This is a genomic window from Flavicella sp. (assembly GCF_029238425.1).
Lineage (GTDB): Bacteria > Bacteroidota > Bacteroidia > Flavobacteriales > Flavobacteriaceae > Flavicella.
Window position 1 is genome coordinate 1 of the sequence record NZ_JAQWGB010000019.1, and the last position, 13,694, is coordinate 13,694.

Consider the following 13,694-nt stretch of genomic DNA (forward strand, 5'->3'; position numbering starts at 1 on the left):
ACCATCACCAGCCTCATTCCCCATAGACCAAATAATAATAGAAGGATGGTTCTTATCGCGTTGTTGCATTCTGTTAATTCGATCTAAATGCATTCCTTCAAATTCAGGATTATTTGCAGGTGTTTCCTTTGCCTTGTATCCAAAACCATGACTTTCTATATTGGCTTCATCTACCACATACAAACCATATTGATTGCACAACTCATACCAATAAGGATCATTTGGGTAATGTGATGTTCTTACTGCATTGATATTATTCAATTTCATGATTTTTATATCTCTCAACATCAGCTCCTTAGAAACTACATGACCCGTTACCTCATCATGTTCATGTCTGTTCACTCCTTTGATAAGAATTGGCTGTCCATTGACTAATAACTGTCCGTTTTGAACTTTTACATTTCTAAAGCCAATTTGTTGACGTAACACATGCGTTTGATTTCCTTTAGAATCTTTAACAGAAATCAACAACTCATATAAATTTGGAGTTTCTGCTGTCCATTGTTTAGGTGCATCAATTATTTTCTCAAAATTAATTTTTGATTCTTGTCCTTTATATAGTTTTACTTTTTTATCTAGGCTTGCTATTTCCTTACCATTCTCAAGAAGGGAAACATTTACACTTCCATAAGCCGTTCTTTTAGCATAATTTTTCAAAGAAACAGTCACATCCAAAAGTCCGTTCTCATATATTGAATCTAAATCTGCTTTCACAAAGAAATCGCGCATAGCTAATTTCGGTTGCGCGTATAGATACACATCCCTTTCGATTCCACTCAATCTCCAAAAATCTTGATCCTCTAAATAGGTCCCATCGGACCATCGAATCACCTGCAAGGCAATTGAGTTTTTTCCTTCTTTTACAAAACTAGTAATATCAAACTCTGCTGGTGTTTTACTTCCTTCGCTATACCCTACTTTTCTACCGTTCACCCATATGTAAAATGCAGAATTCACTGCTCCAAAATGGACGAACAACTGTTTGTTTTTCAACTTCTTTTCTACTTCAAAAGTTCTATAATAACACCCTATCGGATTATAGTCCTTTGGCATAAAAGGAGGATTGATTTCGTAGGGATATATGATATTGGTATACAATGGAAAATCATCTGTATGGAATTGCCAATCTGAAGGCACAGGAATGGTTCCCCATTCACTTCTATCGAAGGAATCTTTATAAAAACCAGCAACAAGCTGCTTTTCATTTTTAACCAAATTAAAATCCCACACTCCATTCAAAGACTGATACAATTTTGAATCTTCTTTCTCCTTTGCCTTTGCTTCTCTTGTAGATTCAAACAAATTAAAAGATGCATGGGCAGCTTCTGTGTTTACAGAGAAAACAGATAAATCCTCCCATTCTTTTGAATCTTGCGCAGATACCGATGCCGTGGATATTATTAATAAAAAAAGCGGCAGCACTATATTTGATTTTAATCGCATAGTATATATTATATAAAGTTTACACAAATATAATTAATAACAAACCCAACTCTATTGCAGCTATTAACTCGATAACCTCAATAATTAGCACAAAAGAAATATTTGGTAGCACATTTCATTCCTCGTGCAATAATGTGCTATCAATCTCCTTAAAAAGGATGATAACTACTGAACTTATCATGGTAATTTAGATTATCTATAAAAGAATAAAATTTCAGAAATTGCCTATGAGATCTCATGGAGTTCTAAACAGTTAATTCAAAATTCAATTTGCTTCTCATTAATAGAAAAAATTATGATCCTAATAAACAGATTCAAAATTCAGCTAAAAGCCGTATTTATTTTAGGGATACTATTCCTAAACAGCTTATTAATTACAGCGCAAAAAACAAACGAACGTCCAAACTTAATTGTAATTATGACGGATGACATGGGCTGGGCAGATGTTGGATTCAATGGATGTAAAGATATTCCTACACCCAATATTGACAAAATAGCAAAACAAGGAATTCGATTCAATGAAGGGTATGTTTCTTTTCCTGTTTGTGGACCTAGTAGAGCTGGTTTTTTAACAGGAAGATACCAAGACCGTTTTGGTTTTACCACGAACCCTTCTATAGACCCGAAAAATCCAATCGCAGGACTGCCTTTAGAAGAAGAGACCATGGCGCAAGTATTACATAAGGCAGATTATAAAAGTGCTATTATTGGAAAGTGGCATATGGGAACGAATCCCGTATTTCACCCTTTAGAAAGAGGCTTTGATTATTTCTATGGATTTCTATCAGGAGGACATAATTATTTTCCTGAAAACCTAATCTATAATGATTTATCAGAAGTAGATTCTAAATGGGGCTGGTACCGAACAAAATTAAAAGAAAACAACAACACCGTATCCACAAAAAAATATTTAACGGATGAATTAAGTGATGCCGCCGTACGTTTTATTGATCAAAAAGCAAAAAACAAAGAACACTTTATGTTATACCTTGCTTACAACGCTCCGCATACTCCAATGCAAGCTACGGAAGAATACTTATCAAGGTTTCCTTCTATCAAAGACAAAAAAAGAAAAACCTATGCAGCAATGGTAAGTGCAGTTGATGATGGTGTTGGCAGGGTTTTAAATCAATTAACCACAGCTGGAATTGAAGAAAATACACTTATTGTATTTTTATCAGATAACGGTGGTGCCCATAATAATGCCTCTGACAATGGACCTCATAGAGGCCTAAAAGGTGATTTGTTTGAAGGGGGTATTCGCGTACCTTTTGCTATGAAGTGGAAAGGTACCTTACCTGAAGGCATCACCTACGAGAAGGCCGTTTCTTCTCTTGATATTATGGCAACCATCGTTTCACAAAACAATATTCAAATTAATAAAAAAAGACCGTTGGATGGCGTTGATTTAATCCCCTATTTGACAGGTAAAAACACAGGTGCTCCCCACGATTATTTGTTCTGGAGAAAATGGGAACAAAATGCGATGGCCATAAGAAGCGGTGATTACAAATTAGTATCGAATGGCAATAGAACGAAAATGAAACCTCAGCTCTATAATATCACAACTAAAGAAGCTGAATCAAAAAACATAGCTTCAAAGGAAGTCAACAAAGTAAAAAAACTCGAGAAAAAATGGGTAGAATGGAACTCTGAATTAAAGGATAGGATATTTCCAACACTAGGGGGAGATCAATGGTGGAAAGCCACAGACTAAAGAAATACTTTTTAATACCAAAACTGATACAAATGAAACAATTTTGTTTACTCACTTTACTACTCTCATTTTCTTTTACAATTACAGCACAAGAAAAGCCAAATATCTTATGGATTACTTTGGAAGACACTTCCCCTCATTTTATTGGATGTTACGGCAATAAGGATGCAAAAACTCCTATTATTGACAAACTAGCAAGTGAAGGAATTCGATTTCAAAATGCTTTTTCTACAGGTACTGTATGTTCCCCAAGTAGAACTGCTATAATAACTGGGGTCAAGACCTATAAAACCGGAACAGGAAACCATAGAAGTGCAGTTCCCATTCCTTACTACATTAAAGGCTTTCCTTATTATCTTCAAGAAGAAGGATATCACACGAGTAACAATAGTAAAACAGACTACAATGTAGCAGATGAAAAAGCCTACACAGCTGAATCATGGAATGAGAGCTCCAAACAAGCAGGATGGTGGAATAGAAAAAACAATCAACCGTTTTTTTCTGTTTTCAATTATATGGATTCTCATCAATCGAGAACTATGACTCACACCTATGGTTGGTACAAAAAACAAGTTCTAGATAAATTGTCCCCCTCAGAACAAATTGGAGAAAGTGATTTTGAAATGCCTCCTTTTTATAAAGACTCACCAGCAATGCGAAAACAAGTTGCCCGTGTTTATAATTCACTGAAATATACCGACAAAAAAGTTGGAGCACTTTTAAAGCGCCTCGAAGAAGATGGGCTAAAAGAAAATACAATTATCTTTTTATATGCAGATCATGGAGAAGGTATTCCTAGAGGAAAAACAAACGGAATCAATCTTGGATACCGAGTTCCATTTATTGCTTATTTCCCAAAAAAATTCGAACATTTATCTCCATGGGGAGAGCCAGGGTCTGTCAGTAATGAATTAATTTCATTTGAAGACTTAGCACCCACAATGATCCACCTTGCCGGAGGAAAAATACCTGATCACCTTACAGGAAGGATCATCGCAGGTACGAAACCTTCTTCCAGAACTGACCATTTGATTTTGTCTTCTGACAGAGCGGATAATGGAATTGACATGGTTAGAACAGTAACTGACGGAATCTATGTATACTCCAGAAACTATATACCCTATATGCCGCAAGCAAGGTATATTCGATATATGGAAATTAGCGACATCAAACAAACTATGCGCAAAGACCTAGCTGAGGAAAATCTAAACTCATTACAAAAAAGTCTTTTCACGGAACGTCCACCAGAATATTTATTTAATATCCATACAGACCAATGGGAAACCATAAATTTGGCAGAAAACCCTAAATATAAAAACATTCTAAAGAGAATGAGGACTCAACTCAAAGAGGAAATCATGGATTCTAGAGACATTCTTTTTCTACCGGAATATGAAATGAATCTAATTTCAAAACACAGCACACCATTTGAATATCGAACTTCAAAAAAGTACAAACTTAAGGAAGTTCAAAAAGCAGCAAATCTGTCTGGTTTCAGATCTGAAAAAACAGCAAAACAACAAATCGAATTGCTAACATCTAAAAATAAAGTGGTCAGATACTGGGCCATAGTTGGGTTAAGATCTCAAGAAAATCGAATTTTAAATAAATACCATTCAGAATTATTAGTTGCATTAGAAGATTCCTATCCGCCTGTTGCTATTATGACTGCAGCAATCCTATATAATCTAGAAGAAAACAAGACTGCTCTAAACTCCCTAAAGAAATTTTGTCTTGACCCTAATGAAGATTTAGCCTTGATGGCAGTGAATTCAATTTTATACTTTTCTAACAAAACTCCTTTTATTGAAACAGTAAAAAAATCTAGGGCTATGGAACATAGAACGTATAATGTAAAAGCAAGCTGCGTGGATGTTTTAGGTAGTTTAGGATTAATTCCTAATAATCCTAAATTCAGACAATAATTATTTGGTGCTCTTGTAAAAAGTAAGAATCAAATCACTGTTTTATCCGTAACACGAACAAAACATATCAAAACTAAAAACTCCCTTTTTTAATAAAAGGGAGTTTTTTCTGAATTAAAAATAAAATTATTTTACGATTAGCTTTGTCTTGACTTTCATTCCTTGGTATGAAATCTCTACTAAATAAACACCTCTAGGCATATGCTCAATAGAGATAGAACTTATTGTTTCAACACTAATAAAATCATGAATCAAAGTTCCAAAAACATCAAAAACATGTACTTCACTTCCTACAACCGACTGGATATTAACTAGATTACTAGCAGGATTAGGATAAATCAAATTTTGATTTTCATCATTTTGAGGAGCCGATAAAACTGAACTTTCCACCAATTTATCTGTCGCAGGATCTTGAAGCAATGCTTCTGCACTTAAATCATGTGTCATCCGCCCCAAACGATCCGCATCCATGGAATTCCCTACAGTTATTTTTTCATTCTGAAATCCACTAAAATTCAAAATACCCGATTTATTAAAAAGGGAAGTTTGTATCGCGGTTATTGTAAGTGCAGAAATATCACTCGTATCAAGATTTAATATACTTGCGGTATTGTATTTAACGACATCAATAGTTTGGAAGGCATTTAGATCAATTGTAATAGTTGTACCCTCCGGATGATTACTATTAATCGTACCCAACATAGTATTAGCTCCGTTTATTTCAATGGTTCCTCCACCTAGAGTATTACACTTCAACACCCCGCCAATAGCTCTCAATTTACCTGTCCCAGAGCTTGTACCTATATTAGAAATTATCTTATAGCTACCCGTCTCAGCCGATTGATATTGCAATGCACCAGTAAAACCAGATAAATCCGCCATATCTCCAAAAACAACATCCGAAGCACTACCTTTATGAGTGGTCAAATTCGCTGCTCCGGTTAGATTGCAATTAATTTCCAAAGTATTATCTGAATAATTCCTAATATTCACATTTGCAGCAACATTTAAAGTTTTCCCTGCTGTAAATACCATCTTATTATTTGCTTTCCCTCCTGAGGTATCAATATTTCCAACTGCTGTAATATTCACATCACAATCAATCGTTAAAAGAGCATTCATTGTATTTTTTATAGGACTAGCTGCATCCAAAGTCAACACATTACCGACTTCTCCTGAAATCGTGTAATCACCGCTTCCTCCCATTAGAAGCCTTCCTACAGTCGCAGGAGCATCAATAGTTGGATTACCAGCTATAGTAGCAATTTCTCCTGTTCCAGGAACAACACCACCGCTCTAATTATTAGCATTACTCCATAAAAAGTTCCCTGAACCGTCTGCTTCTGCATCCGTAAAAGTTCCTTGCGCGTAGTTTTCAAAAAACAAAAAGTTTATTGAAACAATCAAAATAAAGTTTAGTAGTTTTTTAGTCATAAATAAGTTTTTTTGGGTTGACATTAAATTACAAAAAAACTTGGTTCTACAAAAGCCGCTTAACAATTATAAACATTTGAAAAGAACACATGAAAAATAAAAAAACAAGACAAAAAAACCTCAATTAATTAAAATTGAGGTTCATCTAATCTAAACCTATAAAGTGAAACCAAACCTTAATGCTTCAACTTTATAAATATTTAATTAAAAAGGCTAACTAGTTTTTAATAATCTTTTTCGTAAAACTTCCAGTTTTACCAGAAAGTTTAACAATATACATTCCTTTAGCCAATGAAGTAACATCAATTTTTGCCGAAGGCTCTCCTCTTAAGTTACTAGACAAAACTTTTTGTCCTAATAAACTATAGACAACAACTTGTTCAACTTCGCTTGTCAATCCATTGATAATTAAATCATCATTAACCGGGTTGGCAACAACAATTGAACTTGAATCAAACCCTAAGGTATTCGCGGTTGGTATCTGAGACACCTCAATAGACCAATAACTTCTATCCACTCCATCTGAAACAGAGTTTCCTGCATCTATCATAGCAGCAGGAGTGATAAAAACATAGGTTCCATCAACTCCAGCATATAGATATTGCTCCACTCCTAAATTCGACAATCTAAATTGGTATGTACCTAAATAATCCCCTGTTCCCGGCACAGCATAAAACCTTCTAGCCGCGGCCTTAGCAGTAGTAGTTCCATCAGCTGGAAAAGATGAGCGTACTGCGACTCCGGCAGCTGCCTGCATAATACCATCCTCTTCAATATTAAGGATATTATAATCAGTAGCACCAACTTCAGGTGTCACAAATTGGAAATTCAATCCGATATTTGCTGCAGGGCCAAAAGGTCCTGGTCCAATAGTTGTTTGATATACTGACGTATTATTACCTCTAAGGTAATTAGTAGTGCTATAATTTTTAATATTATAAATTTGACTATCTATTACAGCTGAACCTGCTAGTTGTCCTTGTACTTGAAAAGCCATCAAGCTTAATAAAAATAAAGTTATTTTTTTAAAAGTAATTTTTTTCATGATTTGTTGTTTTTGTAATTAAATTATTGAATACTTAAATTATTGCATGCTGCAATTCTTCTTGGATTTTATTAAGATACACTTATTTTTGTCCCAAACTAATTGAAAATAAACATATAGCATCTGATTACTATTTCATTTGATCATTATGAAACTCCAATTAGATTACAGCTGTAAAATTATATCCAAATGAGAAAAAACACTGTTCTCTATTTCGCCAAACTTATACTATATAACACAAACAACTAGAACACAAACACTTAAAGCCCCGCGTATTATTTAGTGTTTCCATTTTCATAAACATAGTTTAACAAGTATTTCATGTTTATCCTTTCAATTAACTAGTCTTTTCTTAAAATTTCAGCTTGATTTATTTCAAAATCATAAAAAAAGTAAAATTCCACACCCAAAAATTATCTAACTAAAGTAATGTGGATTTAAACTTATGAATTTCAATTAAAAATATACTCTCATCAAGTATTTATATTTTGAATTAGATAGTAACCATGGATAAGCTATCTATCGAACAACATATTATTGCCCATTTTAGAACCATAGTCTAGAGACAAAAAAAAATCATTCTACCCTTAAAAGATAGAATGATTTCAAATTAAAATAGTTTAGATAAGCTAGCTATTTTTTTATCACCTTTTGTGTAAAACTTCCCTGTTTACCAAATAGTTTAACAATGTACATTCCTTTTGCTAATGAAGTAACGTTAATGTTAGCTGATATTTCTCCGCTTAAGCTAATAGATAATACTTGTTGTCCTAATAAACTGTACACAGTTAGATATTCGACAGCATCGGTTAATCCACTGATAGTTAACTCATCATCAACTGGGTTAGCAATCACAATTGAACTTGTATCAAAACTTATCGTATTTGCTGTAGGTATCTGTGACTCCTCAATATACCAATAACTTCTATCCTCTCCGTCAGTAATAGTATTAACACCATCATTCATATCAGTAATATCATAAACGTGATACGTAGGGATTCCATTTGGGACAGCTATACCTTCATACAAATATCTATTAACTGTTTCAGCAGCATGGTTTAGTTTAATTCTGTAAGTTCCTGCATGATCTCCAGTTCCCGCTATTACTAAAAACCTTCTCGACACAGCTAAAGCCAGAGCATCACCTGGTTGTATAAGTGTCTGTTCTGCCGCCCTTGTTCCACCATTTGAAGCCAAAATACCTCTGAAGGCAGGACAATCAATATTATAATCCAAAGCACCGTCTTCGGGTATCACGAATTGAAAATTCAACCCAACATTCCCTAAAGGGCCAATAGGCCCCGGTCCATCAGTAGTCTGATAATTGAGACTATTGTTACCTCTCATATAGTCGCCGGTAGCATAATTTTTAAGATTATATATTTTTGATACATCTATTTGTCCTTGTGCATTAAAAGCTAGCAAGCTTAGAAAAAGTAATGCTGCAATTTTTAGAGTAATTTTTTTCATGATTTGTTGGTTTTGATGTTAATTGAAATATTAAGTTGTTCTTTTAATCAAATTATGATGCTAAATTTAAATACCTAAGAAAAAAAAACTGTTCTCTGTTTAACTGATCTTGCACTCTATAACACAATTCACTAAATATCAACCTATTACACTACCTATAATGTTCAGTATTTTCAATATCACAAACATCATTTAACAAATACTTCATCTTAAATCTTTGAATAGCACAACCCTGTATGTACAGTTTCTAGGTCATTAATTGTATAAAAAAAAGTAGAAACCCAATACCAAAATGTTTCACTCTTGGTATCACGGATTTCTACTTATGATTTCTAATTAAAAATAACGAGAGAACGCGTATTAAGTTCTCTCATTATTTTATTTGTTTCCTGCTCTAAAAGAAAGAATCTGTTTTTTCAAACTTTCAACAATTTCAGGATTGCTTTCAGCTATATTATTTTTCTCAAAAGGATCTTCTTCAATATTAAACAATTGAACCTTTTCATCTGATTTTCTTACTGCATCAGGAACAATAAGTTTATAGGGTGTTTGAATAGCCATATTGTAAAATATACTCGATTCTATGGTTGTAAAATCATGAGCATAAATTTCACCAAAAATGATATCACGCTTTTCTAATTTAGGTGTATCCAAAACACTAATCCCAGGCAAGTTATTAGATTGCTCAATATCCAATAAATCTAATACTGTTGGAACCATATCAATACTACTCACTACTGTTTCAGTATCCATCTTTGGCTTAATTTTACCAGCCCATTTATACATGATTGGAGTTCTTATTCCTAAATCATAAGGAGCTCTTTTAGAATGCTTTTCGTAAGTATCCATATCAGGCTTTTGTACCCATCCATTATCGCATACATATACAAACAACGTGTTCTCTGTCAATCCTTTGTCGTCAATCAAATCGAATAATTCACCACAAGTCTCATCAAACCATTCACACATAGCCCAATATTTAGCTTCATATTCAGAATCCGTTTTCTTTAAATATTTATCCAACAAACGCTGAGGTGGTGTGTGAGGTCTATGAGGCAAAAATGGTGCATACCATAAAAAGAAAGGTTTCTTTTCTTTTAAGGCTAAATCAACATAAGTATTAAGAGTGTCTAAACCAGTTCTCCCAATTTCTAAACCATAATCACCATGTCTTCCACCGCGTTTCGCATCACCATGGGTCATCCCATAATCAAAGCCTCCTATTTTATGATTTCCAAGCCACCATTTCCCAGTTTGAAATGATACATATCCTTTATCCTTAAGAATGTCCGGAAGTGTATTTTGCTTTTCAAATTGAGTAATTATTGGGGCATAAGCCTCTGCTCTATTCTTTTTACTTTCTTTGGTGTTTTTTACTTTTTCATAAACAACATCATTCCCTAAAACACCATGATCCTTAGGGTACAACCCTGTTATAATTGTTGCCAAAGAAGGTGAACATAAAGATGTTGGCACATAACCTCTAGTGAAAGTAAGGCTTTCTGAAGCAAACTGATCTAGGCGTGGCGTTTCTATATTTTTATCTCCCATAAAGCTATAATCAGTCCAAGATTGATCATCCGATAATATGAATACAATATTGGGTGGTTGCTCTGCAACAATCTTCTTTTGATGCTTTACAGCTTCTTTGTTTGCTTTATTTCCACAAGATACTAGCGCACCAACTATGAAAATTATAAAACCGATTTTGTTTAGTGTTCTCATTTTATTTAAATATTTATTTCTGTTTTTATTTTATTTCCTTATCAAATGATAGAGCTGGTAAACCTTTACCATTATACAACGGACAATCTGGATAATTGGCATAGGCATAACGTAAACGTTTCACTTCTGAAACTTTAATTTCTATCGTATTTGATGATTTTATTTCTCCTTCCAGTGCTACCACCTTTCCATTATTTAATACAGCGGAAAATCCACTTACTAGTTTTTTCTTCTTATTGTTTTTCAAACCTCCTTCACAATGCTCAAAAGTAAGCAGCAATTTTTTGCCTTTTTGATCAATTGTTTTTATTGTTGGACCTTGATAAACAACCTCTGTTTTACCATAAGTTTGATGGAGCGCACTAAGTGCAAAACGACGACCCACTTCTTGTTTGTTTTTGGGATGAATATTCTTTTTTTCACCAATATCCATGGCTGTAATCATTCCTGTAAAAGGATGTTTTAGACATTGTTCTTGTCCTAATCGAAATTTAGCCCAAGTCTCAGGCAATACTTTTGTATTCGGTTGGTTTTCAAATCCAGCCAATTGCACAAAATAATAAGGCATTTCAGTATTATTAAAATGTTTTCGCATCATGTTGATATAATCCCCAAACCATTTCACATAAGACTCTGGACTACTTGTATTAGCTTCTCCTTGATACCAGATTGCTCCTTTTACAGAAAAAGGAACAAGAGGATGAACCATGGCATTGTAGCATAAGGATGAATATCGATTGGGTGAAGCTAGGAAAGGTTTTACTCCTTTTCTTCCCTCTTCTTTCCATTGTTTAAAATTCGCGTTATATATTTTGGAAACTTTAGTGGGTTTATATCCTTTGCGCCCATTTGACTCCCATTTTGTCATAGCAGTCTGAAACTTTTTTCTATTTGCTCTATCTAAACGATAAATACTTGCAGTATCAACTGTATTTTCAATAGTTTCCTTGTCCATAAATGTAAAAATAGTTGCACCTCCATAAGACACATCTATCAATCCAATGGCAACATCTAAATCCTCATGAAGCTTTCGACCAAAAAAATAACCAGTAGCTGTTTTATTGGCAACTGTCGTTTTTGAACACACTACCCATTTTGCATTAAATTTGGTCTTTGGCTCTGCACTACCGTCAAGTGGAATCGTAAGAAAACGAATATTCTTATACTTGGCATTCCCTATTTCCTCTTTGGCATTAATTGAATTTCTAACCGGTTGACGCATATTAGATTGACCAGCGCAAATCCAAACTTCTCCTATCATTACATTCGTCATGCTTAGAGTATTGTTACCGATAAATTTTAATTTATAAGGACCACCATATGTCATTGCTGGTAATTCAACCTTCCATTTCCCATCAGTTCCTCCTTTGGTTTTAGCACTAACTCCATTGATAGAAACTGTTATGGCTTCGTTTACATCTGCTGTTCCCCAAACCACGATATTCTTATCGGCTTGCAGCACCATATTGTTAGTAAAGACACTAGCCGGTTCAACCTTAGCAATTACTTCACCTGCCAAAAGTATCAAAAGACCTAAAATAAATCTTGTATTGATTTTTCTCATTTTATATTGCATTTTCATGTTGTATTTTATCATTGACAATTTTCCGAATCCAAATTATTTCAAGTCTTCTTTCAAATGTCTTTCCTTTCGACTATCCACGTATAAATTTAGAAGACCAAAATAATTCTTTCCAAAAAACATAAGTGTACTCTAAAGTACTAAACTTGTACTCAAATTTTACAGCATTGGAAACCTAGCATTTAGAGAGAGTACAAATCGAAAAACGCTAAGATCATGCAGCACAGTTTATATTAGATGAGCGTCTTTGCATAAAATATATGTCATTGAGACCAATTCGTTTGAAAACCCCTTAAGGTTTACACAAATACCTCCATAAAAAACGAATCCTTGTGCTGGTAGCACAAGGATTAATAGTTTATTATTAAAAAATATTATCTTTAACCCGTAGTGCATTTTAAATGATAGTATTTTTGATATTGTTTATTTTTCTACCTAATATAAAATGGTTGATGTATTGTATTACAGTTAGTGCTGTAATTTTAGATAATATTCTAGTTTTGAACCCTTCAAAAGATTTAGCATAATTTCTACGAATCATAAACTGGTCACAAAGTTGAGAAAATAAGGTTTCTATTCTTTTTCTAGATTTCCTAAACACATAAGGTTGTTCTGTGAAATTATGTTGATTTTTTCTCATAGGAGTTTCTAATTTTATATGGCACTCATCAAATAAGTTAAGTTGCCATTTTGAAGAGAGATATCCCTTGTCGGCTAATAAAGTACAGTGTTTTAATTGTTGTTTTATGTCTTTTAAATAATGAATATCATGAACAGAAGCGGGACTGATATCCATACTCTGAATAATTCCTCTTACCGAACAAACAGCATGTAATTTATAGCCATAATACCTCGTGTTTTGAGAAGCACAATACCCCCTGTCAGGTTTAGAATATTCAGTGCTTTTACATATTTTACTTCTAGAGGCTCTAGCTATTTTACAAACCTCTAAAGGCATACTATCTACTATAAAACAGTTTTCAAACTCATTAAAACGAGCAGCTATTTTAGCTCTAAGAGATTCCATATGAGGAAATAATTTTCTCTTTCTTTTATTATAAACGGAACGTTCTATTTTAGAACTCAATGTTGGCGGTAGTTTTCGAAATAAATCATATTCACTATCAATACCTAAATATTCTGAGGTGAGATTTAAAGCGATGAGTTCCTTGTCTGATAATTTGGGAATCCTTTTTTGATTTAAAAAATTAGACTTTAATTCTAAAATCGTCAAAACTTCTAAAATTTTATGGTAATTTGCTTCTAAGTTGTGCATATAAATTGTGAGTCTGGTAACTTCAATTTAAGCCTATTATGGGCATTGCACAACTTTTTTATTAATGCACTACGGGT

10 protein-coding genes are annotated in these 13,694 nt (G+C 33.7%); 2 read left to right on the plus strand and 8 right to left on the minus strand.

From position 1 onward, the window contains the following. A partial coding sequence (locus P8H68_RS01285) for a glycoside hydrolase family 2 TIM barrel-domain containing protein (RefSeq protein ID WP_300320615.1) occupies positions 1 to 1,443 on the minus strand: 1,443 nt, incomplete at its 3' end. A gap of 295 nt (positions 1,444 to 1,738) precedes the next feature. Here P8H68_RS01285 and P8H68_RS01290 point away from each other — a divergent pair. Continuing rightward, on the plus strand, positions 1,739 to 3,160 hold the full coding sequence (locus P8H68_RS01290) for a sulfatase-like hydrolase/transferase (RefSeq protein ID WP_300320618.1): 1,422 nt from the start codon (positions 1,739 to 1,741) through the stop codon (positions 3,158 to 3,160). Between the two features lie 32 nt (positions 3,161 to 3,192). After that, positions 3,193 to 5,085: a sulfatase gene (locus P8H68_RS01295; protein WP_300320621.1), complete on the plus strand. Its 1,893-nt coding sequence runs from the start codon at positions 3,193 to 3,195 to the stop codon at positions 5,083 to 5,085. 126 nt (positions 5,086 to 5,211) lie between these two features. Here P8H68_RS01295 and P8H68_RS01300 read toward each other — a convergent pair whose 3' ends face one another. From P8H68_RS01300 to P8H68_RS01330, 7 genes are all read right to left on the minus strand, one after another. Next, positions 5,212 to 6,291: a T9SS type A sorting domain-containing protein gene (locus P8H68_RS01300; protein ID WP_300320623.1), complete on the minus strand. Its 1,080-nt coding sequence runs from the start codon at positions 6,289 to 6,291 to the stop codon at positions 5,212 to 5,214. A 90-nt stretch (positions 6,292 to 6,381) separates the two neighbouring features. Further along, positions 6,382 to 6,519: a hypothetical protein gene (locus tag P8H68_RS01305; protein ID WP_300320626.1), complete on the minus strand. Its 138-nt coding sequence runs from the start codon at positions 6,517 to 6,519 to the stop codon at positions 6,382 to 6,384. A gap of 217 nt (positions 6,520 to 6,736) precedes the next feature. Beyond that, entirely contained in the window at positions 6,737 to 7,564 is an 828-nt protein-coding gene (locus tag P8H68_RS01310) for a T9SS type A sorting domain-containing protein (RefSeq protein ID WP_300320628.1), read from the minus strand. Positions 7,565 to 8,197: 633 nt separating this feature from the next. Next, positions 8,198 to 9,034, minus strand: a complete 837-nt coding sequence (locus tag P8H68_RS01315) for a T9SS type A sorting domain-containing protein (RefSeq protein ID WP_300320630.1) — start codon at positions 9,032 to 9,034, stop codon at positions 8,198 to 8,200. Positions 9,035 to 9,412: 378 nt separating this feature from the next. Beyond that, positions 9,413 to 10,759 (minus strand): sulfatase-like hydrolase/transferase, encoded by a 1,347-nt coding sequence (locus P8H68_RS01320; protein ID WP_300320633.1) that lies wholly within the window; start codon positions 10,757 to 10,759, stop codon positions 9,413 to 9,415. Positions 10,760 to 10,784: 25 nt separating this feature from the next. Next, positions 10,785 to 12,323: a sialate O-acetylesterase gene (locus tag P8H68_RS01325; RefSeq protein WP_300320635.1), complete on the minus strand. Its 1,539-nt coding sequence runs from the start codon at positions 12,321 to 12,323 to the stop codon at positions 10,785 to 10,787. Positions 12,324 to 12,738: 415 nt separating this feature from the next. After that, a complete protein-coding gene (locus P8H68_RS01330; RefSeq protein ID WP_300320637.1) occupies positions 12,739 to 13,617 on the minus strand; it encodes an IS982 family transposase in 879 nt (292 codons plus the stop codon). Positions 13,618 to 13,694 lie beyond the last annotated feature (77 nt).

Coding starts and splice junctions, on each gene's coding strand:
- P8H68_RS01290 (WP_300320618.1), top strand. CDS start 1,739: ATGATCCTAATAAACAGATTCAAAATTCAGCTAAAAGCCGTATTTATT.
- P8H68_RS01295 (WP_300320621.1), top strand. CDS start 3,193: ATGAAACAATTTTGTTTACTCACTTTACTACTCTCATTTTCTTTTACA.
- P8H68_RS01300 (WP_300320623.1), bottom strand. CDS start 6,291: ATGGGAGGAAGCGGTGATTACACGATTTCAGGAGAAGTCGGTAATGTG.
- P8H68_RS01305 (WP_300320626.1), bottom strand. CDS start 6,519: ATGACTAAAAAACTACTAAACTTTATTTTGATTGTTTCAATAAACTTT.
- P8H68_RS01310 (WP_300320628.1), bottom strand. CDS start 7,564: ATGAAAAAAATTACTTTTAAAAAAATAACTTTATTTTTATTAAGCTTG.
- P8H68_RS01315 (WP_300320630.1), bottom strand. CDS start 9,034: ATGAAAAAAATTACTCTAAAAATTGCAGCATTACTTTTTCTAAGCTTG.
- P8H68_RS01320 (WP_300320633.1), bottom strand. CDS start 10,759: ATGAGAACACTAAACAAAATCGGTTTTATAATTTTCATAGTTGGTGCG.
- P8H68_RS01325 (WP_300320635.1), bottom strand. CDS start 12,323: ATGAGAAAAATCAATACAAGATTTATTTTAGGTCTTTTGATACTTTTG.
- P8H68_RS01330 (WP_300320637.1), bottom strand. CDS start 13,617: ATGCACAACTTAGAAGCAAATTACCATAAAATTTTAGAAGTTTTGACG.